Raw genomic sequence first — 26030 nt, forward strand, 5'->3', positions numbered from 1 at the left:
TCGATTGCTAGACGAGTTGCAGTTTGACGCCGCCGTCGCGGAGGCGGGCGATGGTGGACGAATCCACCGAGTTCGAGATCAGCACCACGTCGAACACCGACAGGTCGGCAACGTGGTTGAGCGCGGAGAAGTGGAACTTGCTCTCGTCGACCAGCAGGATGCGCTTGCGCGCGATCTCGATCATCGCCTGCTTGGCGCGCAGCACCTGCTCGTCCTGCGTGAACATCGACAAGCCCTGGATGGTGGTGGTCGACATCAGCGCCACATCCACCCGGTAGGAGCGGATCGAGCGTTCGCAGGCGAGGCCGAAGAAACCGTTATAGGCGCGGTGATATTTGCCGCCGAGCGCGATCAGGTCGATCTCCGCCGCGTCGCGCAGTTTCTCCAGCACGGGCAGCGCATTGGTGATGATCGTCACCGGCGCCACCTGCTCAATGAACTCGGTGACATGGAAGGTGGTGGAACTGTCGTCCCAGACGATGGCGTTGCCGGGCTCTATATGGGCGATCGCGGCGCGCGCCAGTTTTCGCTTTTCGCTGACGTGCTGGCGGGCGCGGTAGAGATAGCTGCTCTCGAACAGCATCGACTTTTCCGCCGACACCGAACCGCGCAGCCGCCGCACCAGCCCCTGGTTCTGCAAATCGTTCAAGTCGCGGTGGATGGTCATCAGGCTGACGTCGAGGCGCGTCGCCAGATCCTTGATCTGCACAGACGGGCTTTCCATCAGCAGCCGTATGATCCCGGCACGGCGCTGGTCGGCCTTCGACAGATGCTGCATGTCGCCGTCCGGCTCGAACATGTCGGCGGCCTCCTCCGCGTTCATTGGCAGAGACCTCTAGCACGGCCGATGCATACCAGGAAGGAAAATGTTAAATTATCAAAATGGTCGTTGTGCAATGCGAATTCGCAACTGCGCTGCAAGATCGCGGAGATCCTGCTAACCAGCGGATAAATCGATATTTTTTCGAGCCGCGCGAGGGCTTTGGTGAATCCTAACATGGCATGACCCGAGTGCTTCGCCTTGTCATTCGTGATCATACGTAACAAAAAAAATGAGAAAATATAAGTTTCATGTTGATATTTTTAACGACGCTGACTAGCGTTGAGAGAGGGCAGGAGACGAGGCGAAGGGAGTTCGCCGCCGCCTCGGTTGCCCGCGAAACGCTGGAGGAGCATCATGAACAACGCCAAGCGCGCGCGCTTGCTTGCGTCCGCTGCAGTCGCCGTCACGGCGCTTGCCGCGAGCGCCGGACTGGCCCGCGCGGAGACCACGCTTACCTTCGTCTGGCATGCCGGCACCTGTGCCGACGCGCTGATGGACATCGCAAAAGACTATCCGGACAAGTCGGTGAAGATCGTGCCGGCGCTTGTGCCCTACGGCCCGCAGTGGCACGACAAGATCGCCTCTGAATTCGCGATCCAGGGCGACGCCTTCGACTTCGCCATGTGGGACAGTCAGTCGACCGCCGAATTCGCCGGCCACGCCGTCAAGCTCAACGACATCTTCGATAAGTCGAGCTACCTGAAGGCCGACATCTTCCCGCCGGCCTCGCTGTCGCGCTACGGCGAATATCCGGACGGCTCGGGCGAATTTTATGGCCTGCCGGCCAACCAGGACGCCTACGGCCTGACCTACCGCAAGGACCTGTTCGAGGATCCGAAGGAGAAGGAAGCGTTCAAGGCCAAGTACGGCAAGGAGCTTGTGGTCCCTCAGACCTACCAGGACGCCAAGGAGATCGCCGAGTTCTTCACCCGTCCCGACCAGGGTCTCTACGGCTGGGGCCAGATGGGCGGCCGCGACTACGACTTCGCCACGACCGCGTCGAACTCCTTCCTGTGGTCGTTCGGCGGCGAGCTCTACAATCCCGCTACGATGGAAGTGAAGGGTTACCTCGACTCGCCGGCTTCGATCGACGGCGTCCAGGCCTATGTCGACATGTTCAAGTTCGGCCCTCCCGGCTCCGGCAACTGGGGCTTTGACGAGGTCAACGCCGCCTTCCAGCAGGGCCAGCTCGCCATGGCCATGCAGTGGTTCTACTTCAACGGCTCCAACGCCGATCCGAAGGTGAACAAGTTCGCCGACAAGACCGCCTTCGCCGTGCTTCCGGGCGCCGTCGGCCGCGACGGAAAGTTCCGCCGCCAGTTCTCGGTCGGCGGCCAGGGCATGGGCATCAACAAATACTCCAAGAAGCTGCCCGAGCTGACCAAGTTCATGGAGTGGTACTTCCTGCCCGAGCAGCAGAAGCGCTACGCCGCCGTCTGCCAGACCGGCCTGAAATCCGTGCTGGAAAGCCCGGACTGGCAAGGCCTGAACTCCTACAACCGGCAGTTCTCGACCGCGCTCGCCTATCTCAACGACTACTGGCACCTGCCGGAGTATCCGGCGCTGCTCGACCAGCTCCAGCAGGAGGTCTCGAACGCAGTTTCCGGCACCAAGACGGTGCAGCAGGCACTTGCGGACGCCGCCGAGAAGAACGAGCGTACGCTCGAGCGCGCCGGCTACGAGATCAAGCGCAGCGAGAAGACCCCGGAAGTGCCGGACCAGGAGATTTCCCCTGTCGGCCAGGATAAGGTCGTTCCGGTGGAGTGATCCCCTTACCCTCCCCCTTGTGGGGAGGGTCGCGGAGAAAACCGAGCGGCACGCGAGGTTTTTGACGCGGGGTGGGGGTTGCTGATGAAGTGCTCGACATTCTCTTTGCGTGCGCAGTTAAGGTGACCCCCACCCCGTCTCGCGGTTCTCCGCTTCGCTACGATCGCTCGCCGACCCTCCCCACAAGGGGGAGGGTAAGGCGGCCGCACCGCCGGCTCACAATCTTCAAACCGGACTGCTTCCGATGAGCACATCCAAAACATCAGCGATCGATCTGGCCGGCCGGTGGCTTCTTCTGCTCCTGCTCGTCGCCTACACCTTCTACAATCTCGGCCCGATCTTCTGGCTGATCATCTCGTCGCTGAAGAGCCGCGTCGACCTGTTCTCGATGCCGCCGAAGCTGTTCTTCACGCCCGACTTTTCCGGCTACCAGAGCGTCTTCGGCGTCGGTGCGGCCGCCGGCAGCGCCTCGGCGGTCGGCGTGTTCGATTCGTTGGTCAACAGCGTGCTGGTCTCCACGGTCGGCACCTTCCTTGCCGTCTTCCTGGGCACGCTCGCCGGTTATGTCTGCTCGCGCTTCAATTTTCGGGGCAAGGGCGACTTCATGTTCTTCGTACTGTCGACCCGCATGCTGCCGCCTGTCGCCGTACTGGTGTTCTATCACCTGATGTTCGCGCGGCTGGGCTTGGCCGACACGCGCACTGGTCTGATCCTCGTCGCCATCTTCGCCAATGTCGGCCTCGCCACCTGGATCATGAAGGGTTTCTTCGACGGCGTGCCGCGCGAGGTCGAGCAGATCGCCATCGTCAACGGTTATTCGCGCATGTATGCCTTCACCCGCCTGGTACTGCCTATGGTGAAAGGCGGCATCGCCGCCTCCGCCGGCTTCTGCTTCATCTTCGCCTGGAACGAATTCGCCTTCGCCTCGATCCTGACCACCACCCAGGCCAAGACGCTGCCAGTCAAGATTTCATCGGCAGCCGGCGCCACCGGCATCGAGTGGACGCAAATTTGCGCGGCCGGCGTGGTGCTGATCATCCCGGTTCTGGTGTTCTTTTATCTGATCCGCAAACATTTGCTGATGGGCATGACCTTCGGCGTGCTGGGGCGGAGGTAGGACGATGAGCGCCGTTTCCCACAACCAGCGCCAGGCCGAGCTCAAGAAACGGTCTTCCGGACGGCTGATGATCTTCGGCTTCCTGTCGCCGACGCTGGCGATCCTGATCTTCATGGTCGCCTACCCGATCTTCTCGCTGATCTACTATTCCTTCTTCAACTTCTCGGCGCTGCGGCCCGCCGCCGGCATGAAGCCCGTGGGCCTGAAGAACTACACCTTCCTGCTCTCCGATCCCGAGCTCTGGGACCGTTTCATCTTCACCGGAAAATTCGTGTTCATCTGCGTGGTCATGCAGATGCTGATCGGCATCTTCGTCGGCTACCAGTTGCAGAAGAACTTTCGTGGCCGCGACGTAGTGTTCACGATGCTGATGATGCCGATGATGCTGTCGCCGGTGGTCGTGGGCTTCCTCTGGCGCTACATGCTGAACTCGGAATGGGGCGTCATCAACTATCTGCTGACCGTCGTCGGCCTGTCGAAGGTCGATTGGCTCGGCCAGACGACACCGGCCCTGTGGGCTGCGGCCATCGCCGACACCTGGATGTGGGCGCCCTTCATCATCCTGCTCGCCACGGCCGCGTTCCGCGGCATTCCGGAAACCATCTACGAGGCCGCGGAAGTCGACGGCGCCAGCCCGGCCTACAAATTCTTCCGCATCACGCTGCCGATGTCGGCGCCGGTGCTGTTCATCGCGCTGATCCTCCGGCTGATCGACAGCTTCAAGCAGTACGATTTGTTCTTCGCGCTGACTGGCGGCGGACCTGGATCGAGCACCGAGACCGTGTCGTTTGCCGTCGCGAAAACCGCCTTCAGCTATTTCTACACCGGCGAAGCGTCGGCGCTGGCGGTCATGCTGCTGTTCATCATCATCGGCCTGTCGATGATCCTGGTCCGCCATCTCGGCAAGATGGGCGAGAAATACTGATGGCCGAGATCGAGCTCAAGAACCTGACCATCGACTTCGCCGGCTTCAAGGCGGTCGACAACGTCAACCTGACGGTCAAGAGCGGCGAGTTCGTCGTTTATCTCGGCCCGTCCGGCTGCGGCAAGACGACGACCTTGCGCTGCATCGCCGGGCTGGTGAAGGCGACGTCCGGCGACGTGCTGTTCGACGGCAGGCGCGTCAACGAGATGTCGGCCAGCGAGCGCAACATTGCCATGGTGTTCCAGTTCGTCTCGCTCTACCCGCATCTGAAAATCCGCGAAAACATCGTCTTCCCGCTGAAGGCGCGGGGCGTTCCCCGCGCCGAGATCGCCCGCAAGCTTGACTGGGTCGTCGGAATCTTCGGCCTCGGGGCCGACCTCGACCGCTATCCAGCCTCGCTACCGCCCGGCGCCCGCCAAAAAGTGGCGCTGGCGCGCGCGGTTATCCGCGAACCCGCCGTGCTGCTGCTCGACGAGCCGCTGTCGGCGATCGACGAGCAGTTTCGCGAGGAAATGCGCTGGGAACTCGGCCACCTGCAGCGCGAAATCGGCGTCACCACCATCTATGTCACCCACGACCAGCGCGAGGCGATGAGCCTGGCCGACCGCATCGTGCTGATGAGCGACGGGCGCATCGTGCAGGTCGGCGACCCTGACCGCATCTTCCTCCAGCCGGAGAATGTCTTTGCCGGCCAGTTCATCGGCTCGCCGTCGATGAACCTGATCGACCTCGTGCCGGTCGATGGCGGCCTGAGGCTGGGCGACAGCGGCGTCACGCTGACGCCCGCGCGCAACCGTATCCCGCAATGGGCGGTCGCCAGCCGCCGGAAACTGAAGCTTGGCGTCCGGCCGCTCAACGTGCATCTGGTCGAACCGGGCGACCCAACAGCCTTCCCGCTTGCCGTGGACGACGTATTCTCGGTCGGCCGCGACCGCTTCTTCAATTTCTCCATCGGCGGCAACGCCTATCAGGGCGTCGACAAGCGACCCAGCCGAACGGCTCCGACCGAGGCCGTGCATTTCGTGCCGGAAGGACTTCTGTTCTTCGACGCCGAGACAGGCCGGCGCGTGACGGGAGACGCAGCATGAGCGTCCCGATGCTGAAGCTGGAAGGCTTGAAGAAATCCTACGGCGCCAAGCGGGCGCTGCGCGGCCTCGATCTCGAAGTGCCGGACAACGAAATCATGGCGCTGCTCGGCCCGACCGGCGCGGGCAAAAGCTCGACGCTGCTGTCGTCCGCCGGCTTGATCAGCCTGGAGGCCGGAAAAGTATCCCTCGCCGGCCGCGACGTCACCGACATCGATCCGTCCGGGCGTGACGTTTCCATCGTCTTCGAAGGTTTTAATCTTCTGCCGGTGCTCGACGTGAAGGACAACATCGCCTTCGCGCTGCGGTCGCCGACCTACCGGGAGGACGAGGCGGAGATCAAAGTTCGGGTTGGTCGCACCGCCGAACTCCTGCGCATTTCGCATCTGCTCGACCGCGATGTCGACACGCTTTCCGGCGGCGAGCGCCAGCGTGTGGCCATCGCCCGCGCCCTGGTGCGCCGTCCAAAAATGTTCCTGCTCGACGAACCGCTGTCGGCTCTCGACCTGAAGCTGCGCGAGGGTCTTCGCGCCGAACTCAGGCAAATCCACCGCCAGCACCGCTCGACCATGCTGTACGCCACCCACGACTATCACGGCGCGATCGCGATTGCCGACCGGCTGGCGATCATCGAAAGCGGCATCATCCAGCAGACGGGCACCATCGACGAGATCATCGCCTTGCCGGCCAATATGCGCGTCGGCAAGCTGATCGGCAGTCCGTCCATGGCCTTCTTCGAAGCGTCGATAAGCGATGGTTCCGTGCTGATCCCCGGCGGGAGGCAAAAGCTTCCGCTCGGCGCCTTCGGTGTGGTGGGCACTGCGGCCGGACGAAAGCTGCTGCTTGGCGCATGGCCCGAAGACATCGAAGTCGGGCCGGGCGGCGCGTCCGACGCCAATGAAGGTTCGGTCTACGCCGTCGACAATCGCGGCTTCGAACGGGCCGTGCAGGTCAACTCGGATGCCGGCTCGTTCCGCAAGGTCGTGCCCTCCGAGATGGTCTTCAAGCAGGGCGACGCCTGCTCGTTCCGGATAACCAGCGGCTTCCTGTTCGACGCCGAGAGCGGTGCTCGCATCTCGCATCTCGGGGGCAAGGCACGATGAGCGCTTACCTCACGAAGAACTGGTTCTACAGGCTGGCCTCGGCGCTGATCCTGATCGGCTTCGCCATGCTCTGCCAGCCTTTCCTACACGGACTTTTCGTATTCGGTTTTCCGGTGCTGCTTGCAGGCGTGGTCCTGTTCATGATCCTGGATCATGTGCCCGACGCGCGGCAGCAAGACGAGGAGGAAAAAATTGGCTAACCCGAAGAAGATCCTGAACGATCCTAAAAAAGTCGTCACCGAGATGCTGGAAGGCCTTGTGCTGGCCAATGACGGCCGCGTGCGCAAGCTGGACAAGCACGCCGCCCTGGTGCGCACCGACCTTCCCGAAAGCAAGGTCGCGCTGCTCATCGGCGGCGGCAGCGGCCACGAGCCCGTGTTCCACGGTTTCGTGGGGAAAAACATGGGCGACGGGGCGGCCTGCGGCCAAGTGTTCGCCGCGCCCTCGCCGGACATCATCTACGAGGCTGCCAAGGCCGTGCATCGCGGCAAGGGCGTGCTTTTCCTCTACGGCAACTATGCCGGCGACAACATGAATTTCGACATGGCGGTCGAACTGCTGGAAGAGGACGGCATCGAGGTGCGCACCGTGCGCGTCACCGACGACGTCGCAGCCGCTCCTCCGGAGCGCACGCACGACCGGCGCGGTATCGCCGGCGACATCTATATGATCAAGATCGCGGGCGGTGCGGCGTCCGAACTGGACACGCTGGACGAGGTCGAGCGCGTGGCGCGAAAGGCCGTCGCCAATGTCCGCTCGATCGGTGTCGCGGTGGCCGCCGGCTCCATTCCCGAGACGGGAAAACTCACCTTCGAACTCGCTGAAGACGAGATCGAGATCGGCATGGGCGCGCATGGAGAGGCCGGCGTGTCGCGCCAGAAGATGGCGCCTGCCGATGAGATCACCGATCAGTTGATGGCGAAACTCCTGTCCGACCTGCCGTTCAAGCGTGGCGACGAGGTCGCCTTGATGATCAACAATCTCGGCGCAACGACGATGATGGAGATGCTGATCGTCAACCGCCGCATCCGCCAGATCCTCGACCGCGAAGGCATCAAGGTGCACCGCTCGGATGTCGGCACCTGGCTCACGGTGCAGGAAATGGCGGGTATCTCGGTCACGCTGCTCAGGCTCGACGACGAGCTGAAACATTATCTCGACATGCCGGCCGAATCCCTCGGCTATTCCAGGATGTGAGGCGGGCAATGGCGGAAGAACTGGACGCGGCCGGCGCCCGCGACATGCTTTTGGCGGTCAGCCAGGCCCTGATCGACCAGACCGACGTTTTGACTGACGCAGACCTCGCCATCGGCGACGGCGACCACGGCATCGGCATGCGCCGCGGCTTCGAAGCGGCGCTGGAGGCGCTCAAGGCATCCGAGCCGGACAGCGCCGAAGCTGCCTTCAAGGCGACCGGCATGGCCATCCTCTCCAACACGGGCGGCGCGGCCGGCGCGGTGTTCGGCACGCTGTTCCGCTCGGGTGCGAAAGCCTTCGCCGCTGCCGGCACAGTCGATGGTCCGGGATTTGCCGGCTTCCTTGAAGAGGGTCTCGCCGCCGTCCTCAAGCGCGGCGGAGTCGTCGAGGGCCAGAAAACCATGGTCGACGCCCTAGCTCCGGCCGCCCGTGCGGCGCGGGCCGCCGCTGGCGGCGGCCTGAAAGCGGCAACCGCCGCGGCCGCCGAGGGCGCGCTGCAAGGCGTCGAAGCGTCCAAGGCGATGATCGCCACCACCGGCAAGGCGCGCTCGCTGGGCGAACGCAGCATCGGCCACCCCGATCCTGGCGCGATCTCGATCTCGCTGATCTTGAAGGCTATGCGGGACTTCGTGGCGAAGGCGTGAATTGGGGATAAGCGGCAGCGGCGCCAACTTCACCCTCCCCCTTGCGGGGATGGTCGGCGAGCAGTCGGAACGAAGTAAAGACTGCGAGACGGGGTGGGGGTCGATTTCCGCCTCCCCCACCCCGCGTCACAAACGCCGCTTTGCGGCATTTGCTCCGCGACCCTCCCCACAAGGGGGAGGGTGACGCCGGCGCCAAGCGAGGACACGACAATGGCAGATCTCGACGACATCAAGGACGGCAAGGATTGGGGCCAGGGCCGCCCGGCTGACACAAGCCGCTTCTTCCTGAAGGGCGCGGCTCACCATGATTGGGGCATGAAGGCAAAACTGTCGCGCATCTTCAACCCGGCCTCCGGCAAGACGGTGATGCTCGCCTTCGACCATGGCTATTTCCAGGGACCAACGACCGGGCTGGAGCGCATGGACCTGACCATCGCGCCGCTGGCCGAGCATGCCGACGTGCTGATGTGCACGCGCGGCGCTTTGCGCTCGACCATCCCGCCGGAGGTCAACAAGCCGGTGGTGCTGCGCTGCTCGGGCGGCAACTCGATCCTGACCGAGCTTTCCAATGAACTGGTCGCGGTCGACATCGACGACGCGATCCGGCTCGGCGCCGTCGCCATGGCCGCGCAGGTCTATGTCGGTGCGGAATACGAGCACAAATCTATCGGCAATGTCGTGAAACTCATCGACACGGGCACGCGCTACGGCATCCCGACCATGGCGGTGACCGGCGTCGGCAAGGACATGGTGCGTGACGCCCGCTACTTTGGCCTCGCCACCCGCATTGCGGCCGAGATCGGCGCGCAGTTCGTGAAGTCCTATTACGTGGATGAAGGGTTCGAGAAGATCGTGCTCGGCTGCCCCGTCCCCATCGTGATCGCCGGCGGCAAAAAACTGCCGGAGCGCGAGGCGCTGGAGATGGCATACCAGGCGATCGACCAGGGCGCGGCTGGCGTCGACATGGGCCGCAACGTGTTCCAGTCGTCGGACCCGGCGGCGATGCTGCAGGCGCTGGGCGCGGTCGTGCATCGCGGCGAGACGGCGGAGCGGGCATATGCACTGTTCCGCGACCTGTCGCTGAAGCAGGCCGCATGACCATGCAGGCCGGAGCCATGGCGCAAACGCAAGCCCCGCCGCTGCAAGGCCGCCGGGTCGCCGTGACGGGTGCGGCGAGCGGCATCGGCCGCGCCGTGGCGCGCGCCTTCGCTGGCGCGGGCGCGTCGGTTGCCGCCCTCGACATCAACGAAGCGGCGTTGGGCGACCTCGCCGCCGAGATCGGCGGCAGCGCCATACGCTGCGACGTCACCGACGAAAAAGCGGTGGCGACGGCCTTTGCAAGCATCGCCAACGTCCTGGGCGGGCTCGATATTCTCGTGTCCAATGCCGGCTCGGCCGACCAGGGGGCGATCGCCGACCTGCCGATGCATGCGCTGCGCAGAAGTTTCGACCTCAACTTCTTCGGCCACCAGAACGTCTGCCAGGCCGCCGTTCGCGCCTTCCGCGCCCAGGGTGGCGGCGGGACGATCCTGTTCAACATCTCCAACCAGTCGGTCAATCCCGGCAAGGATTTCGGCCCCTACGGCATCCCCAAGGCGGCTACCCTGGCCCTGATGAAGCAGTATGCCGTGGACCACGGCGGCGAGGGCATCCGCGTCGCCGGCGTCAATGCGGGCCGTATCCGCACCGGGCTGATGACCGACCAGATGATCGTGGAGCGGGCCGCCGCGCGCGGCATGACGCCGAAGGAATACATGTCCGGCAACCTGCTCGGCGTCGAGGTGACGGCGGAGGATGTGGCTGACGTCTTCCTGCATCTGGCGCAGATGGACAAGGTGAATGCTGCCGTTCTTACCGTCGATGGCGGGGTCATGGCGACGTCACTGCGGTAGGCAAGGCAGGGTCGATCGGGATTCTTGATCGTTGCCAAGGCGAGGTCGGGGGCATTCTTTCGCGGTGCTCGCGGCACGGCGCGGCTCCTGACAAAAACGTCGTAGCGCTGCCTCGTGTCAGGGCTGTTTTCCGCGCTTCCGGCGATACGGAGCGGCTGCAACGCCATACCTTACATGGCTTTCCGCACCATGCTCCGATGATGGGCGGCAGAATCGCCAAAGAATGCGGAGCTTCACGTGAAGTCCTGAATATCGTTTCAGCCCAACGTCTTGCGGACAATGTCAGCAGGAATCACCGTCAAATGCTTCACGGCGAGGCCTTAAAGCGGGGCGAATGCTTCATTTTTGAGCGGTATGGACTTCCTGCGCCATGTTTCGCGATTCACAGGTCCGACACGCGAGACGACTTGCGTCTTGAGGTGTGGGACTCATGCCGGCGGCTGTCGGCTTCGACTGCTCGCGCCATCGAAACTGTCCTGAGGCCGGGTGGCGGCAACAGTCACGGTCACCGCAATGCCGCCGGCAAGTGTCGGCGCGCCTACCTTCACCCTTGGGCCGTCCGCACCCGTTTCACCATCCGCTCGACATTCTCCACCGGGCAGTCCGGCGTGATGCCGTGGCCGAGGTTGAAAACCAGCGGGCCGCCGCCCAGGGCTTTCAAGATCGCGTCGACGCCATCGTCCAGCGCCCGGCCGCCGGCGACCAGCCGCAGCGGGTCGAGGTTGCCTTGCACCGCTCCTTGCGCCTGCAAGTCCCTCGCCTGCGAAAGCGGCACCGACCAGTCGAGGCCGAGCGCGGTCACGCCGGTGCGCTGTCGATAGCCGGCAAAGAGACTGCCGGCGCCGCGCGGAAAACCGATGATCGGCGTGTCCGGATGCACGGCGCGGACGCGGCGGACGATGTCGGCCACCGGCTCGACGCACCAGGCTGAAAAACTCGCCTCGTCGAGCACGCCGGCCCAACTGTCGAAAATCTGGACGACATCGGCGCCGGCGTCGATCTGGCGGATGAGATAGGCGGCCGAAACCTCGGAGAGCCTGGCCAGCAGCATGGCCATCGCCTCCGGTTCGCGAAAGCCGAAGAGCCGCGACGGCGCCTGGTCCGGCGTGCCGCGTCCGGCGATCATGTAGGTGGCCACGGTCCACGGTGCGCCGCAGAAGCCGATCAGCGTGGTTTCCTTCGGCAGTTCCGTCCGCAGGCGCGACACCGTTTCGTAGACGGGAGCAAGCCTTGCATGGAAGTCGCGGCCTTCGCCGAGCCGCTCTATCTCCGCGGCCTCGATCGGGGTCATGCGCGGCCCCTCGCCTTCGGCGAAGGTCAGGTCGCGGCCGAGCGCGTGCGGCACGACAAGGATGTCGGAGAACAGGATAGAGGCATCGAAGCCGAAGCGGCGGATCGGCTGCAGCGTCACCTCGACGGCGAAATCCGGATTGTAGCAGAGGTCGAGGAAGGAGCCGGCCTGCTTGCGGGTCTCGCGGTATTCCGGGAGATAACGCCCCGCCTGCCGCATCATCCAGAGCGGTGGCGGGAAGACCGTCTCGCCGCCGAGCACCTTCAGCATCTTCTTGTCTTGCACGGGCGTCTCCGGATTTTCGCCGGAGCTATGTCATGCGGAACAGGCCGGGGCAATGCGGCAGGGTGAACGCATGGGCCTCCTCCGGCATGTTGCGCGCGGCTGCCAACGCCCCGGTCGGTGTTTCGTTCGGAATCTCACAGCGATCGTTTGCGGTCGGATACCCCCATTGCGGACGCCTCGAACCGGGAGCAATGATCTGCACGTGCTAACCCGCCCATGGCATTCGGGAGAATGGACATGCATGATTTCAGCATCGGCTTCGTGATTTTCCCAGGAATCACACAACTCGACTTCACCGGCCCGTTCGAGGTGCTGAGTCGGCTCTCGACGCCTCCATCGATCTCCGTTCCCAGCAAATTCCCGCAATCGAAAACCCATGTCGTCGCCAAGACCATGCTGCCGGTCTTGAGCGACCGTGGCCTTGGCATCATGCCGACCTGTACCTTCGGCGACTGTCCTCCCCTCGACCTGATTTGCGTGCCCGGCGGGGCGGGCGTCGCGGAAGCTCTCGCCGATGCCGAGACCGTCGACTTCATTCGCCAGCGGGGCGGGCATGCCAGATATGTCACCTCCGTGTGCATGGGCGCCTTTCTTCTTGGCGCAGCCGGCTTGCTGAACGGACGTCGCGCCGCGACGCATTGGGCCTATGTCGACATGCTGCCGCTGGTCGGCGCCATTCACGGGAAGGGGCGGGTCGTGCGCGACGGCAATGTCTTCACATCGGGCGGCGTCTCGTCCGGTATCGACTTCGCATTCGTCATCGTCGCGGAACTTGCCGGGCAGGAGGTCGCGGAAGCGATCCAGCTCGGGATCGAATACGACCCGTCTCCGCCCTTCGACACCGGCCACCCCGACAAGGCCTCCGAAGCAGCCACGACGCTGATGGTACAACGCAACGCGGCGGCCCGCGCAGCGATCGAGCAGGCGCTGGGGAAGCTTGCCATCCTCGCCAAGGCCTAAAGCGTGCCGCCCCTATCGGCCCAATTCCGCCACGCCGGTTTGACTGCCAGGGCAGCGCGGGCCCTCTCAGGAATTGTCGGGTATATTCAAGTCGACGGGGCTCTGTGCAATGTGTTCGGACTTCGCGCGCCGGGACCGGTGCCCTGCCGTCGGGCCGGGAATCACCACGACCAGCGCCTTGGCCGGCTTGTCGCCATGGGCTTCGCCCTGATGCTCGACACGCGCATCGAAGGACACGCAATCGCCCGGCTTCAGGATGTAGTCGACCCCCGCATAGCGAAACAGAAGCTCCCCCTCGAGGACATAGAGCAATTCCTCGCCGGGATGCCGATAGGTGGAGGGGTCCTTTCGAGCCGGGTAGGTCAGCACGAATGCCTCGAACTGGCGATTGGCCTTGCGGTACACGAGGGACTCGAAGACGTACCCTCGCTTGGTGCCGGGCCGGTTGAGCGCCAGGCGTTCATGCGCGCGGACGACCGAGAGCTCGTAGCCGCTGCCGTTCTCGAACATCGTCGACATCGGGACGCCGAAGGCTTCCGCAAGACGCCCCAGGACGGCGACGGACGGATCGGAGAGCCCAGTCTCGATCTTCGACAGATAGCCCTTGGTGACGCCGATCTGGCTCGCCACCTGGTCGATCGTCAGCCCAGCGACTCGGCGCAGATGGCGCAAGCGCTGTCCTAGCTCGTTCAAGGGGCAACTCCATTGTTGACGGCCTGTCGGAAACCTCCGCTCAGGCAAGGCATGTGTCGGCGATGCCATCATCACGTGCGCGGTACAGAGCCGGATAGAAAGCCGCGCATTCGCCCGATGTCAACATGCAGGAAACTTTTGCACCCTGGCGCAGCCGTGACAGGCGGACAGCGCATCCCTCAACTGCGGCGGTCGATCTCGTTCTGGGTCAGCCTCGAGACGAACTCCACGACTTCATCCGACGCCGCAACGGCGGCATGCGTGTCGCCGGCAGCAATGGCGTCCAGCAGCGCCTTGTGCAGTTCGGCGGCTTCCAGAAGCGCTGCCGGGTCGTTGAGGTAGGAATACCAGAACCAGCGCGACAGCCCGTAGATCACCCCCATGGACTGAACGAGCACCTGGTTATGGGTGGCGGCGATGCGCAGGTCGTGGATAGTGCGATTCAGCTGGAAATATCGCGAATCCATTCCCGCTGCTGCCGCCTCGACCAGCCTGGCGCCGAGCGCGCGCATCTCGGCGCGCTGCGCCGGCGTCGCGCGGCGGCAGCCGAGTTCGGTGGTCAGCGTTTCCAGCGGGCGGCGGACTTCCAGCAGTTCCAGCTGCTTGGCGATGTCGACAGGCAGGACCAGGGCGCCCCTGCGGGGGTGGATGTCGACAAACCCTTCCAGCTTAAGCCGAAGCAGCGCCTCGCGGATCGGCGTGCGTCCACAGCCCAGGCTGGCGCTCAGCTGATTCTCCGAGATCATCGAACCGGGCGGAAACCGCCGCATGACGATCATCTCCTCGATCTGCTGGTAGGCCTTCTCCGACAGGAGCGGGGAATGGTCATGTTCCGACATGCGAACTCCAAAGACTGATCGAGGTTGACGATACTGAAGTGCAACTGATATGTCACTTGCCGATTAAGGGGAGAAGGAAGATGGCGGGGGATGTGCGCCCGGTGTGGAGGCTGTCCGCGGACATCGTCGTCGTTGGCGGCGGAGCAGCCGGCGTGGCGGCGGCAACGACAGCTGCGCGGCACGGGCATTCGGTCATCCTGCTCGAACGCTACGGCTTCTGCGGCGGTGGCGCGGTGGCCGGCCTTTCGGGGACCGTATGCGGTCTGTACGAGGCGACCGAGGGCAATCGTGTTCCGGAGCAGGTCGTCTTCGGTTTTGCCGACGAGTTCGTGAAGCGGCTGGAAGGGCGCGGCGGTCTCGGTCCCGCCCTGCGCTACGGCAAGACGATGACGCGGGTGCACGAACCGCTCGCGTGGCGCGAAACGGCCGACGACTTCATTTCGGAAGCCGGCGTCAAGACGATCTACCACGCGGTCGTGACCGGCGTCCTGGGCGACGGCGAAGCGATCGAGGGCGTGACCGTCTGGACGAAACAAGGTTCCGGGGAAATTCGCGCCGGGGTCGTCGTCGACGCCAGCGGCGATGCCGACGTCGCGGCCATGGCCGGCCTGCCGACCTTCGTCGGAGACCAAGGCCGCGTGCAGAACCCCACGATGATCTTTCGCATGGGTGGGGTCGATGTCGATGCCTTCCTATCGGCCTACGGGCAGGACACGATCATGCCGCAGGCGGTCATCGCCTCGATCGGGCAGGCCAACGGGGAGGGCTACGCCCTGCCCCGCAGCAAGATATGGCTGTTCCCGACCACGCGGCCCGGCGAATTGCTGTGCAACTGCACCCGGGTGATCGGACGCGACGGGCGCGAACTGAATGCACTGTCGATGGACGACTTCACCGAGGCGGAGTTCGAAGGCCGGCGCCAGGTCCGCGAGTATGCGCGCTTCTTCCGCGACCGGCTTGCAGGCTGCGCACAGGCCTATGTCAACGACACGGGCGTCCAGGTGGGCGTGCGTCAGACAAGACAGATCAGCGGCGTCGCCCGCCTGACCAATGACGACGTGGTGGCGGCGCGCAAGAATCCAGACGGAATCGCGCGTTCGCCCTGGCCGATCGAATTGCACAGCGGCGAGAAACCGGTCGTCCGGTGGATTCTCGACGACGCCTACGAGGTTCCCTATGGCTGCCTCGTACCGGAGCGCGGCGAAGGCATCATCGCCGCCGGCCGCTGCCTCAGCGCGCAGCATGAGGCGGTCGCATCGGCGCGGGTCACCGCGCAGTGCTTCTCCTACGGCCATGCGGCGGGCATCGCCGCCTCGATATCCCTGCGGGAGAAGCTGAGGCTGAGGGAGATCCGGGGCGCCGACATCCGCCGGATCCTCAACCGGGAGGGTGCGCGCCTTGGATAGGATCGACGACGGTGTCGCGCCACGGATGTGCCGCGCCGACTGCGCTTCCGATGCCGCCCGCGCCACGCTGAGCCGCTTCGCCCCGCGGGGCTGAGCCGCCCGTGGCGCCAGGACACGCGGGCCGACCGCAATCGAGTTTCCCAGGTGTTGACATGGAGTTGTTTTTCAGGAAACAATAATAGAGACATCACGACGATGTCGGGAGGAGAAATCGATGAAATGCAAGACGATCGCCGCTCTGGCGGCGGCATTCATGGCATTGGGAAGCGGCGGCTCGTCGGCCCAGTCGCCCGAGAATTTCACGCTCGGCGGCGTCGTGCCGCTCAGCGGTCCCTATGCGCTTCTGGGCACCAGCATGCAGAAGGGGGCGGAGATCGCGATCGAGGAGCGCCAGACGGTATTGGGCGTTCCTATCCGTGCGCTGTGGGAGGACAGCGAGACCAAGCCGCAGACGTCGGTCCAGAAAGCCAACAAGCTTCTTTCCGAAGGCGTGAACATGCTGTTCGGCGACGGGGCATCCGGCCAGACGCTGGCCATCATGCCGGTGGCGGCCCAGCGCAAGACGCCGCTGATCGTGACCACCTCGGCCGCCGACCAGATCACCGGCAAGGCCCGCAACGACTACACGTTCCGCACCTCCAGCCTCGCCTTCGCCGAGACGAAGATGGCGATCGAGTTCGTCAGGAAGGCGGGCCTGAAGTCGGTCTACGGCCTGGGTGTCGACCAGCCCGTGGGGCGGGACACATGGGCGACGATGAAGGCCGGGCTCGAAGGCATGGGCGTGGCGGTCGCAGGCGAGGATTTTGCGCCGATCGGGAATCAGGACTATTCGATCATCATCGACAAGATCGCCAAGTCCGGCGCCGACGGCCTGTTCGTGACCATGACCGGCGCGGACACGATCACCTTCCTGAAGCAGGCCGGCCAGGTGAAGCTGAACGACCGCGTTCCGATCTTCGGAACCGGCTTCCTGGACGACGACGCGGCCAATGCCGTCGGACCCGACGTTGTCGGCGTGAACACGGTCGCCCGCTACCATTTCAGCTACGACACGCCGGAGAACAAAGCCTTCGTCGAGGCGTATCGCAAGAAATACAACGAGTGGCCGAACGCCTATGCGGGCCATGCCTATGACGGACTGAAATGGTTCTTCGACGTGGTCGACAAGACCGGGTCGTGGGACACCGAGGCCTGGGTCGCCGCGTTCAAGACCAGCGAGCATCCCGGCTCGGTGTTCGGCCCGCGCAAGATGCGCGCCTGCGACAACCAGGCGATCGGCGTCGGCCTATGGGCCGAGGCGGTCACCGGCGGCGATCCCTATCCGCCGCTGATGCTGAAGGTGACGGACACCTTCCCGCCGGACAACCTCTATCCCGCTTGTCCGAACTGACGCCCGACCGGCGGGGCGCGGCAACGATCGCGCCTCGCCGCCAGACAGAACCAGTCAGGGACGGGGGATCATGTCCATCATCATCATCGGCCTGAGCATCAGCATGCTGCTGTTCCTGCTCGCGGCGGGCCTGACGATCATCTTCGGGATGCTCGGAGTGGTCAATTTCGCCCATGGCGCGCTCTACATGCTGGGCGCCTATACCGGCTACCAGATGGTCCAGTGGACGGGCAGCTTCTGGCTCGCGCTGATCGTCAGCCCAATCCTCGTCGCGCTGGTCGGCGGCCTGATCGAGCGCTTCACGCTGAGGCCGCTCTACGACCGGGACCACGCCTACCAGCTGCTGATGACGTTCGGCTGCGTGCTGGTGATCGAGGAAGCCGTGCGCCTGATCTGGGGCGTCAACTTCATGGCGATGAATGCTCCCGACATCCTCTCCGGCACGGTCGAGATTTCCGGTTCCACCATCACCGTCTACCGCCTCTTCATCATCGGCGTCGGCCTCGCCCTTTCCATCGCCATGTTCCTGATCATCGAGCGCACGAGGATCGGCATGATGGTCCGCGCCACCAGTTCCAACAGCGAGATGGCCGCCTGTCTCGGCATCGACGTCGTCCAGTTGCGCACCCTGGTGTTCATGGCCGGCACTTTCCTCGCCGCGCTGGGCGGAACGATCGCCGCGCCGCTGCTGCCGCTGAAGCTCGGCATGGGCTACACGATCATCATCGACTGCTTCATCATCATCATCATCGGCGGCCTGGGCAACATCCGCGGCGCGATCATAGCGTCGCTGCTCATCGGCATGACCCGCGCCTTCGGCCAGCAGTTCGCGGCGGACTGGATCGGCCTGCTGACCTACGCGCTGCTCATCCTGACGCTCGTGGTGCGTCCCGAAGGTCTGTTCAACCGCAAGGGGCGCCAGGCATGAGAACCGTCGTCGCGCTCGTCCTGCTGGCGCTCGTGCTTGCCACGGTGCCGTTCCTGGCCAGCCAAGGCACCATCTATTTCGTCACGCTGATCCTGATCTGGTCGATCTTCGCGGTCGCCTACGATCTCGTCTTCGGCCTCACCGGGCTCCTGTCCTTCGGCCACGCGGCCTTCTTCGGCACCGGCGCATTCGTCTTCGCCCTGATGACGCAGGCGTTTCCGGACCTGTTCGCGCTGGGGCTGCTGGCCGCGATCGCCGCGGCGGCGGTAGCGGCGGCCATGGCAGGTATGCTCGCCCTACGGCTGTCGGGCATCTATTTCTCGCTGACGACGCTGGCCATCGCCGAGCTCATCTTCTTCGCGACGTCGTCCCCCCTGCGCGCCCTTTCGGGCGGCGAGGACGGCATAGCGGGCATCGTCAGGCCGAGCCTGTTCGGCATCTCGTTCTACGACGACACGAACTTCTACCTGCTTGTCCTCGTCATCTTCATGCTGGTGCTGGCGGGTTGCGCCGTCTTCCGGGAGTCCCCTTTCGGCAAGGTGCTGAGCGGCATCCGGCTCAACGAGATCCGTGCCGAGCAGGTCGGCTTCAACACAAAGCTGAGCAAGCTGATCGTGTTCGTCGTGTCCGGCGCGGTCAGCGGGCTTGCCGGGGCACTGCTCGTGTCGCTGATGATGTTCTTCAACCCTCAGCTCATGCACTGGACCGCGTCCGGCGACGTCGTGATCATGACGCTGCTGGGGGGCAAGGGCACGCTGCTCGGTCCCGTGCTGGGCGTCGCCGCCTACGAGGTCGCCCGCGAGCAGATCAGCTCCTATACGGTGCATTGGTACGGCATCCTCGGCATCTGCTTCATCCTTGCGACGCTGTACATGCCGAACGGCCTCGTCGGGCTTGTCCGGGCGATCGTGGCGCGCGTCGGCGGAGGCCGCTCATGAGCGGCGCCCAGACCCTCAGCTGCCGCGACGTGCTCGTGGCCTTCGGCGAATTCCGTGCGGTCGACGGCGTGTCGATCGATTTCGTCGCCGACGAGATCAACAGCGTCATCGGCCCGAACGGGGCCGGCAAGACCACGCTGATGAACGTCCTGTCCGGCCGGCTGACGCCACAGCGCGGCGAGGTGCGTTTCGGAGGCCGGGACATTTCGCGCGACAATGCGCACCAGCGGGCCAAGGCCGGCATCGGCCGCAGCTTCCAGATCACCAAGATCTTCCCCGAGATGACGGTGTTCGAGAATTTCCGCCTGGCCGCGCAGGCGCGGCTGTTCCGCCTGCAGCCCTTCTGGCGTCCGGCGTCCGGCTATGCGTCGCTGCGGATCGCCGCGGAGGAGATCCTCGAAGAGGTCGGCATGACCGGCCGGCGCGACCAGCTCGCCGAAACCTTGTCGCATGGCGACCAGCGGGCGCTGGAGCTTGGCATCACGCTGGCGACCCGGCCGCGCGTGCTGCTTCTCGACGAGCCGCTGGCCGGCGTCGGCGAGAAGGAGATGGAGCAGACGGTGGCGCTGATCGCACGCGTCGCCAGGGGCCGCACGGTGGTGCTCGTGGAGCACAACATCAAGGCCGTCATGGAACTGTCGAACCGCGTGTTCGTGATGAACCAGGGCAAGCTCCTGGCATCGGGCACGCCGTCGCAGATGCGGACGAACGCCGACGTGCGCGCCGCCTATCTGGGAGACGACCATGCTGCGGCTTGAGGATGCAGACGTGTTCTACGGCAAGGCGCAGGCGCTCGGCGGCGTATCGATCGAAGTGCGCGAGGGCGAGGTCGTCGGCCTCGTCGGACGCAATGGCGCCGGCAAGTCGACGATCCTGAAGACGCTGATGGGGCTGCTGACCCCGACGCGCGGCCGGCGCATCCACAAGGGCGAGGACATCACGTCGCTGCCGCCCCAGAAGATCAGCCGGCGCGGCGTCGCCTTCGTGCCGGAGAACCGGCAGATATTCCCGAACCTGACGGTGGAAGAAAACCTCCGCCTGGCGGGCGTGATGCACAAGCCAGGCTTCTGGACCTACGACCGCGCCTGCGGCCTGTTTCCACGCCTGCGCGAACGCGCCCGGTCGAACGGCTCCTCGCTGTCCGGCGGCGAACAGCAGATGCTCTCGATCGCCCGCGCGCTGATGACCAATCCGACAGTTCTCATGCTCGACGAACCGTCGGAAGGGCTCGCGCCGCTCGTGGTGCGCGACGTGCGCGACGCAATCGTCGAGATCCATCGCCAGGGCATGGCCATCCTGCTCGTCGAGCAGAAGGTGGCGATCCCCATGTCGATCGGCCAGCGCATCTACGTCGTCGACCACGGCACGGTCGGCTGGAGCGGCACGACGGCTGAGTTCGCCGCCGACCGCGCCGCCATCGAAAACAAACTCGCCATCTAGGGACAGGTCTGCGACATGCGGCTGATAGACTTCTTCGACAAGGGCGTTGCGCTGGGACCGGACAGGCCCTGCCTGGTCGACCTCGACGGCCGCTCGCTGACATTCGGCGAGACGCAGCGCCTGACGCACCGGATCGGCAACGCGCTGATCGCCGCCGGCGTGCAGCCGCAGCGGGCCGCCGCCGTGCTCAGTCCCAATGACCTCGACGCCTTCGTCTGTATCCTCGGCATCCTCAGGTCCGGCGCCGCCTGGATGCCGGCAAATGCCCGCAACGCGATGGACGACACCATCTCCATCATGGCCGACAATGACTGCGAATGGCTGTTCTACCACAGCTGCTTCGCGGAACATGCCGCGGCGATCCACGCCGGCGTGCCCTCGTTGAAGGGCATGGTCTGCATCGACCTGCCGAACGGCCCGGACCCCGATCTCGGAAGCTGGCTGGCCGATGTTTCCGACGCCGTCTGCGACGTGCCCGCCGGCCCGCACGACATCGTCTCCTTCTGGCCTTCGGGCGGGACGACCGGCCGCTCGAAGGGCGTGCTGCTGACGCATCTCAATTTCGAGACGATGATCGCGAATTTCGCCGCCGGCATGAACTACCGCGAGGCGCCGCCAGTGCATCTCATGGCCGCGCCGATGACCCATGCGGCAGGCTGCGTGGCCTTTCCGACGCTCGTCGCCGGCGGCACCCAGGTAGTCAGTCCCAACGCCGATCCGCTGACCATCATGCAGGCGATCGAGCGCCACAGGGTGACCACGCTCTTCGTGCCGCCGACCGTGATCTACATGATGCTGGCCCACCCCCGGGTGCGGGACTTCGATTATTCTTCGCTGCGGCATATCGTTTACGCGGCGGCGCCCATGTCGGCCACGAAGCTTGCCGAGGCGATCGACGTCTTCGGGCCGGTGATGGCGCAGACCTTCGGCCAGGCGGAATCGCCGATGATCTGCACCTTCATGTCGCCGCAGGAGCATATCGTCGACGACACGCCCGAGGGGCGCAAACGGCTGACCAGTTGCGGCCGCGCCTCCATGTTCACTCAGGTCGCGATCATGGATGACGAGGGGCGGCTGCTCCCCGACGGGAACGTGGGCGAGATCGTCGTGCGCGGCAATCTCGTGATGAAGGGCTACTACAAGAACCCTTCCGCCACCGAGGAAGCCTCGCGCTTCGGCTGGCACCATACCGGCGACATCGGCATGCGCGACGCCGACGGCTACTTCTACATCGTCGACCGCAAGCGCGACATGATCATCTCAGGCGGGTTCAACATCTACCCGTCGGAGATCGAGCAGGTGCTCTGGGCCCATCCGGCGGTCGAGGACTGTGCCGTCATCGGCGTGCCCGACGACAAGTGGGGAGAGGCCGTCAAGGCCGTGATCCAGCTCAAGGCCGGCATCGATGCGCAACCCGACGAATTCGAGCAGTTCTGCCGCGCACGGCTCGGCGGAATGAAAACCCCGAAATCCTTCGAGATCTGGGAGGCGCTGCCGCGCAGCCCGGTCGGCAAGGTGCTCAAGCGGACGATCCGCGACCGCTACTGGGCGGGACGGTCGCGCAGCGTGTGAGCGGGCGGCAACAGGACAAGGACAGGCAAGCGTGGGCAGACTTCAGGGAAAAGTGGCGATCGTGTTCGGAGCGGGCTCGATCGCCAAGGGCATGGGCAATGGCAAGGCCACGGCGATCGCCTTCGCCAGGGAAGGCGCCCGCATCTTCGCCGTGGACCTGAATGCCGATGCGGCTGGGGAGACCCGGGCGGAGATCGAGAAAGAAGGCGGGGTCTGCTCCGTCGCCACCGCCGACGTGACGCAGGACGTCGCGGTGAAAGCCGCGGTCGACGCCTGCGTCGCCCGCTTCGGACGCATCGACATCCTGCACAACAATGTCGGCATGGCCTATCTCGGCGGCCCCGTTGAGATGAGCGAGGCGGACTGGGACCGCTCGATCGACCTCAACCTGAAGAGCCTCTTCCTCACCTGCAAGCATGTGTTGCCGGTGATGGAGGCGCAGGGCGGCGGGTCGATCGTCAACATCTCCTCCATTGCCAGCCTGCGCTGGCTGGGCACGGCCTACATTTCCTACGCCGCGGCCAAGGCCGGCGTGAACCAGTTCACCCAGGCGATCGCGCTCCAGTATGCCCGCAAGGGGATCCGGGCCAATGCCATCCTGCCGGGCATGATGGACACGCCGACCGCGCGCGTGGCGCTCAACGCCGCGTTCGACAGCGAGGAGGAACTGGTGCGCATGCGCAACGAGGCCTGTCCGACCGGACGCATGGGCGACGCCTGGGACATCGCCTGGGCTTCGGTCTTCCTCGCCTCCGACGAGGCGAAATACATCACCGGCGTGGCGCTGCCCGTCGATGGCGGCATGACGGCCAAGGCCGTCTGACCGTGGCGATCTGGATCCAAAAAAGGAGAACGACATGACTGCGTGCATCGTAGGATGGGCCCACACACCCTTCGGCAAGTTGGATCAGGAGGACATCGAATCGCTGATGTCGGCAGTGACGGCCGGCGCGATCGCCGACGCCGGCATCGACGCAGCGGACGTCGACGAGATCGTCGTCGGACATTTCGGCAGCGGCTTCATCCCGGAGACCTTCCTGTCGTCCATGCCGATGCAGGCGGCGGACGCGCTGCGTTTCAAGCCGGCCACCCGCGTCGAGAATGCCTGCGCCACCGGATCGGCGGCAATTCAGCAGGCCATCAAATCCGTTGAGTCCGGCCGGGCCCGCATCGTTCTCGTCGTCGGCGCGGAGAAGATGACGTCCATTCCCGGCCGCGAGGTCGGGCCGATCCTGCTGAGCGCCAACTATCTGCGCGAGGAGTCCGACATCCAGTCGGGCGCGGCCGGCATGTTCGCGACGATGGCCAGCGACTATTTCGCGCGCCACGGCGACCAGTCGGATGCGCTGGCGCGGATCGCCGCGAAGAACCACCGCAACGGCGCCGCCAATCCGCTGGCGCATTTCCGCAAGGATCTCGGCTTCGAGTTCTGCCGCACGGAATCGGAGAAGAACCCGGTGATCGCCGGCCCGCTGAAGCGGACCGACTGCTCCGCCGTGTCCGACGGCGCGGCCGCGGTGATCATCACCGATGTCGAGACCGCCATGGCCATGCCGAAGGCGATCGCTTTCCGGGCGACGGCGCATGTCAACGACTTCAAGCCGATGAGCAAGCGCGACTTCGGCCTGCTCGAAGGCTGCGAGGTCGCGTGGAAACAGGCCTTCGCCCGCTCCGGCGGCATCACCCTCGACGATCTCAGCTTCGTCGAGACCCATGATTGCTTCACCATCGCCGAACTGGTCGAGTACGAAGCGATGGGGTTGACCGCGCGTGGCCGAGGCGCCGATGCGATCAACGAGGGCTGGACCGAAAAGGACGGCAGGCTGCCGGTCAATCCGTCCGGCGGGTTGAAGGCGAAGGGTCACCCGATCGGCGCGACGGGCGTCTCCATGCACGTCATGTCGTCGCTCCAGCTCATGGGCGAGGCGCGCGACATGCAGATACCCGGCGCCGAACTGGCCGGCATCTTCAACATGGGCGGTGCTGCCGTCACACACTACGTCAGCATCCTGCAGCGGCTGCGCTGAGGGAGCCCGCCTTGATCACGCAGCTTCGGATCGGGGCGACGGCGAGCTGTGAACTGGTGATCGACCGGGAGCGGACGATCGCCTTCATGGGCGAGGAGCTTCGCGTCTACGCGACGCCGGAAATCGTCTGGGACGCCGAGATGCTGTGCCGCGACCTGCTGCTGCAGCATCTCGAACCCGGCCACGATTCGGTCGGGACGCGGGTCGAGATCGATCACCTCGCGGCCGGGCTGCCCGGATCCCGCGTGCGGATCGAGGCCACCGTGGCGGAGGTGGCGGGGCGGCGCGTCACCTTCGAGTTTCAGGTGCGCGACGGGATGGAGCTGATCGCGGCGGGATGCCACCAGCGGGTCGCCGTGGCGCTGGCGCCGATGCTGGACCGCGTCGCCGCGAAACGTCGGAAGCTCGATGGATCGGACGCCTGAGCCACAGGCCGTCGCAGGAGGATGGAATGGATTTCTTGTCGTTTCGAGCCGATCTCGATGCGGCCGTGACGCGCTTCGCGCGCGACCGGCTGGCGCCCGGCATCGGCGTGCATATCGAGGACCATTCCTTCCCGACCCGCCTCGTCGCCGAGTTCGGCGACCTCGGCCTGTTCGGGACGGCCTACGACCCGGCCTTCGGCGGGGCCGGCCTCGGCGTCCGGGGTGCCGCGCTGGTGACGGAAGCCCTTGCGCGGGTCGAGCCGTCCTTCGCGGCGATCTATATCTGCCACAGTGCGCCGGCGTCGCTGCTCGACCGGTACGCCTCGGCGGAGCTCAAGGAAGAGTGGCTGCGGCCGGCGAACGAAGGACGCTTCATCGGCTCCTTCGGCGTGACCGAGCCTCACGGCGGATCGGACATCGCCAACATCCGCACCCGCGCGATCGAAGACGGCGACGACTTCGTGCTGACGGGCGCGAAGGTGTTTTCCACGAATGCCGGCACGCCTCCGCACCGCTTCACGACCGTGGTCGCGGTGACCGATCCGGACAAGGGAGGCAAGGGGCTCTCCACATTCGTCGTCCCGGTCGGAACCGCCGGCTTCTCGTTCGGCCGGCGCAAATCGAAGATCGGCTGGCGCGTCGCGGATTCGGTTGAGCTGTTCCTCGACGAGGTCAGGGTGCCGAAAGCCAACCTGATCGGCAGGCGCGGGGACGGGCTCAAGCAGGTGCTGACCGTGCTCAGCGTCGGACGCATCCTCGTCGCCGCCATAGGCCTTGGCCTGGCCCGCAAGGCACTGGACCTGGCACGCGACCATGGCCGCGAGCGAAAACTGTTCGGCGCATCGATCCTGGAGCATCAGGGCCTCGCCTTCCCGCTGGCGGACATCGCGACGGAGATACACGCGGTCGAGTTGATGATCGCCAACGCCGCGCGGCTGGCCGACGACGGCATTCCGTTTCGCACCGAGAGTTCCATGACCAAGCTGTTCGCCAGCCAGCTCGCGCTCAAGGCCGCAACGCAATCCATCCAGGTTCACGGCGGCTACGGCGTTTTCGACGAGCATGCGGTCGCCGGGCTGCTGGGCGAGGCCAAGGTGCTCGAGATCGTCGAGGGCACCAGCGAGATGCAGCGCATGGTTATCGCGCGCGAGTTGTTGCGCTAGACCCGGCCCGAAAGGATCTGTTGCCGGATAAAGATAGCGGGCGGCACTATAAATCACAGGATATTTAGGTCCTTGGCATTCGTCGGCCGAGCCGGTTCGTGGTCTCCGCCGGCATTCCGG

Annotated in this window: 26 protein-coding genes; 22 read left to right on the forward strand and 4 right to left on the reverse strand. The window is 65.0% G+C overall.

Features of this window, described 5'->3' with window-relative positions; all coding sequences use genetic code 11:
- Positions 1-7: 7 nt before the first annotated feature.
- Positions 8-823 carry a DeoR/GlpR family DNA-binding transcription regulator gene (locus ACSBOB_RS00455; RefSeq protein ID WP_442580512.1) on the reverse strand — a complete coding sequence of 272 codons (816 nt, stop codon included), beginning with the start codon at positions 821-823 and terminating at the stop codon, positions 8-10.
- Positions 824-1177: 354 nt separating this feature from the next.
- On the opposite strand from ACSBOB_RS00455, the gene ACSBOB_RS00460 reads away from it, so the two are divergent.
- The 10 genes from ACSBOB_RS00460 to ACSBOB_RS00505 all read left to right on the forward strand — a co-directional run bounded on the left by ACSBOB_RS00460 (position 1178) and on the right by ACSBOB_RS00505 (position 10553).
- Positions 1178-2590: an ABC transporter substrate-binding protein gene (locus ACSBOB_RS00460; protein WP_442580513.1), complete on the forward strand. Its 1413-nt coding sequence runs from the start codon at positions 1178-1180 to the stop codon at positions 2588-2590.
- A gap of 244 nt (positions 2591-2834) precedes the next feature.
- On the forward strand, positions 2835-3707 hold the full coding sequence (locus ACSBOB_RS00465; RefSeq protein WP_442580514.1) for a carbohydrate ABC transporter permease: 873 nt from the start codon (positions 2835-2837) through the stop codon (positions 3705-3707).
- A 4-nt stretch (positions 3708-3711) separates the two neighbouring features.
- Positions 3712-4632: a carbohydrate ABC transporter permease gene (locus tag ACSBOB_RS00470; protein ID WP_442580515.1), complete on the forward strand. Its 921-nt coding sequence runs from the start codon at positions 3712-3714 to the stop codon at positions 4630-4632.
- The gene (locus tag ACSBOB_RS00475; RefSeq protein WP_442580516.1) at positions 4632-5720 is read left to right on the forward strand and encodes an ABC transporter ATP-binding protein; all 1089 of its coding nucleotides are present in this window, start codon (positions 4632-4634) and stop codon (positions 5718-5720) included. Before ACSBOB_RS00470 ends, ACSBOB_RS00475 begins: the two co-directional genes overlap by 1 nt.
- Positions 5717-6820 carry an ABC transporter ATP-binding protein gene (locus ACSBOB_RS00480; protein ID WP_442580517.1) on the forward strand — a complete coding sequence of 368 codons (1104 nt, stop codon included), beginning with the start codon at positions 5717-5719 and terminating at the stop codon, positions 6818-6820. Before ACSBOB_RS00475 ends, ACSBOB_RS00480 begins: the two co-directional genes overlap by 4 nt.
- On the forward strand, positions 6817-7020 hold the full coding sequence (locus ACSBOB_RS00485; RefSeq protein WP_442580518.1) for a hypothetical protein: 204 nt from the start codon (positions 6817-6819) through the stop codon (positions 7018-7020). The genes ACSBOB_RS00480 and ACSBOB_RS00485 overlap by 4 nt, the downstream gene beginning before the upstream one ends.
- Complete coding sequence (locus ACSBOB_RS00490) at positions 7013-8017, forward strand: dihydroxyacetone kinase subunit DhaK (protein WP_442580519.1); 1005 nt, start codon at positions 7013-7015, stop codon at positions 8015-8017. Before ACSBOB_RS00485 ends, ACSBOB_RS00490 begins: the two co-directional genes overlap by 8 nt.
- 8 nt (positions 8018-8025) lie before the next feature.
- Positions 8026-8661, forward strand: a complete 636-nt coding sequence (gene dhaL, locus ACSBOB_RS00495) for a dihydroxyacetone kinase subunit DhaL (RefSeq protein WP_442580520.1) — start codon at positions 8026-8028, stop codon at positions 8659-8661.
- Between the two features lie 210 nt (positions 8662-8871).
- Positions 8872-9759 (forward strand): 3-hydroxy-5-phosphonooxypentane-2,4-dione thiolase, encoded by an 888-nt coding sequence (lsrF, locus tag ACSBOB_RS00500; RefSeq protein ID WP_442580521.1) that lies wholly within the window; start codon positions 8872-8874, stop codon positions 9757-9759.
- Positions 9756-10553 carry an SDR family oxidoreductase gene (locus ACSBOB_RS00505; protein ID WP_442580522.1) on the forward strand — a complete coding sequence of 266 codons (798 nt, stop codon included), beginning with the start codon at positions 9756-9758 and terminating at the stop codon, positions 10551-10553. The genes lsrF and ACSBOB_RS00505 overlap by 4 nt, the downstream gene beginning before the upstream one ends.
- A gap of 544 nt (positions 10554-11097) precedes the next feature.
- Here the strand turns inward: ACSBOB_RS00505 and hemE are convergent.
- Positions 11098-12114: a uroporphyrinogen decarboxylase gene (gene hemE / locus ACSBOB_RS00510; RefSeq protein ID WP_442583930.1), complete on the reverse strand. Its 1017-nt coding sequence runs from the start codon at positions 12112-12114 to the stop codon at positions 11098-11100.
- Between the two features lie 252 nt (positions 12115-12366).
- Between hemE and ACSBOB_RS00515 the strand changes: the two genes are divergently transcribed.
- Positions 12367-13089, forward strand: coding sequence for a DJ-1/PfpI family protein (locus ACSBOB_RS00515; protein WP_442580523.1), 723 nt, complete (start codon positions 12367-12369; stop codon positions 13087-13089).
- Between the two features lie 66 nt (positions 13090-13155).
- Here ACSBOB_RS00515 and ACSBOB_RS00520 read toward each other — a convergent pair whose 3' ends face one another.
- Both ACSBOB_RS00520 and ACSBOB_RS00525 read right to left on the reverse strand, forming a co-directional pair.
- Positions 13156-13782 carry a helix-turn-helix domain-containing protein gene (locus tag ACSBOB_RS00520; protein WP_442580524.1) on the reverse strand — a complete coding sequence of 209 codons (627 nt, stop codon included), beginning with the start codon at positions 13780-13782 and terminating at the stop codon, positions 13156-13158.
- Positions 13783-13961: 179 nt separating this feature from the next.
- Complete coding sequence (locus tag ACSBOB_RS00525) at positions 13962-14621, reverse strand: GntR family transcriptional regulator (protein WP_442580525.1); 660 nt, start codon at positions 14619-14621, stop codon at positions 13962-13964.
- 80 nt (positions 14622-14701) lie between these two features.
- Here ACSBOB_RS00525 and ACSBOB_RS00530 point away from each other — a divergent pair, with 80 nt between their 5' ends.
- The 11 genes from ACSBOB_RS00530 (at position 14702) to ACSBOB_RS00580 (ending at position 25910) form a co-directional block, all read left to right on the forward strand.
- Positions 14702-16027 (forward strand): FAD-dependent oxidoreductase, encoded by a 1326-nt coding sequence (locus tag ACSBOB_RS00530; RefSeq protein WP_442580526.1) that lies wholly within the window; start codon positions 14702-14704, stop codon positions 16025-16027.
- 214 nt (positions 16028-16241) lie between these two features.
- The gene (locus ACSBOB_RS00535; protein ID WP_442580527.1) at positions 16242-17417 is read left to right on the forward strand and encodes an ABC transporter substrate-binding protein; all 1176 of its coding nucleotides are present in this window, start codon (positions 16242-16244) and stop codon (positions 17415-17417) included.
- A gap of 70 nt (positions 17418-17487) precedes the next feature.
- The gene (locus ACSBOB_RS00540) at positions 17488-18345 is read left to right on the forward strand and encodes a branched-chain amino acid ABC transporter permease (protein ID WP_442580528.1); all 858 of its coding nucleotides are present in this window, start codon (positions 17488-17490) and stop codon (positions 18343-18345) included.
- Positions 18342-19283 (forward strand): branched-chain amino acid ABC transporter permease, encoded by a 942-nt coding sequence (locus ACSBOB_RS00545; RefSeq protein ID WP_442580529.1) that lies wholly within the window; start codon positions 18342-18344, stop codon positions 19281-19283. Before ACSBOB_RS00540 ends, ACSBOB_RS00545 begins: the two co-directional genes overlap by 4 nt.
- The gene (locus tag ACSBOB_RS00550; RefSeq protein WP_442580530.1) at positions 19280-20041 is read left to right on the forward strand and encodes an ABC transporter ATP-binding protein; all 762 of its coding nucleotides are present in this window, start codon (positions 19280-19282) and stop codon (positions 20039-20041) included. The genes ACSBOB_RS00545 and ACSBOB_RS00550 overlap by 4 nt, the downstream gene beginning before the upstream one ends.
- Entirely contained in the window at positions 20028-20723 is a 696-nt protein-coding gene (locus ACSBOB_RS00555; RefSeq protein ID WP_442580531.1) for an ABC transporter ATP-binding protein, read from the forward strand. Before ACSBOB_RS00550 ends, ACSBOB_RS00555 begins: the two co-directional genes overlap by 14 nt.
- A 15-nt stretch (positions 20724-20738) precedes the next feature.
- A complete protein-coding gene (locus ACSBOB_RS00560) occupies positions 20739-22295 on the forward strand; it encodes a class I adenylate-forming enzyme family protein (protein WP_442580532.1) in 1557 nt (518 codons plus the stop codon).
- A gap of 31 nt (positions 22296-22326) precedes the next feature.
- Complete coding sequence (locus ACSBOB_RS00565) at positions 22327-23118, forward strand: SDR family NAD(P)-dependent oxidoreductase (protein WP_442580533.1); 792 nt, start codon at positions 22327-22329, stop codon at positions 23116-23118.
- 34 nt (positions 23119-23152) lie between these two features.
- Positions 23153-24322, forward strand: a complete 1170-nt coding sequence (locus tag ACSBOB_RS00570) for an acetyl-CoA acetyltransferase (protein WP_442580534.1) — start codon at positions 23153-23155, stop codon at positions 24320-24322.
- 11 nt (positions 24323-24333) lie between these two features.
- Positions 24334-24747 (forward strand): thioesterase family protein, encoded by a 414-nt coding sequence (locus ACSBOB_RS00575; protein ID WP_442580535.1) that lies wholly within the window; start codon positions 24334-24336, stop codon positions 24745-24747.
- A gap of 26 nt (positions 24748-24773) precedes the next feature.
- Positions 24774-25910 carry an acyl-CoA dehydrogenase family protein gene (locus ACSBOB_RS00580; protein WP_442580536.1) on the forward strand — a complete coding sequence of 379 codons (1137 nt, stop codon included), beginning with the start codon at positions 24774-24776 and terminating at the stop codon, positions 25908-25910.
- Positions 25911-26030 lie beyond the last annotated feature (120 nt).

The sequence above is a fragment of the Mesorhizobium sp. KACC 23794 genome, from assembly GCF_052180275.1.
Taxonomy (GTDB): domain Bacteria; phylum Pseudomonadota; class Alphaproteobacteria; order Rhizobiales; family Rhizobiaceae; genus Kumtagia.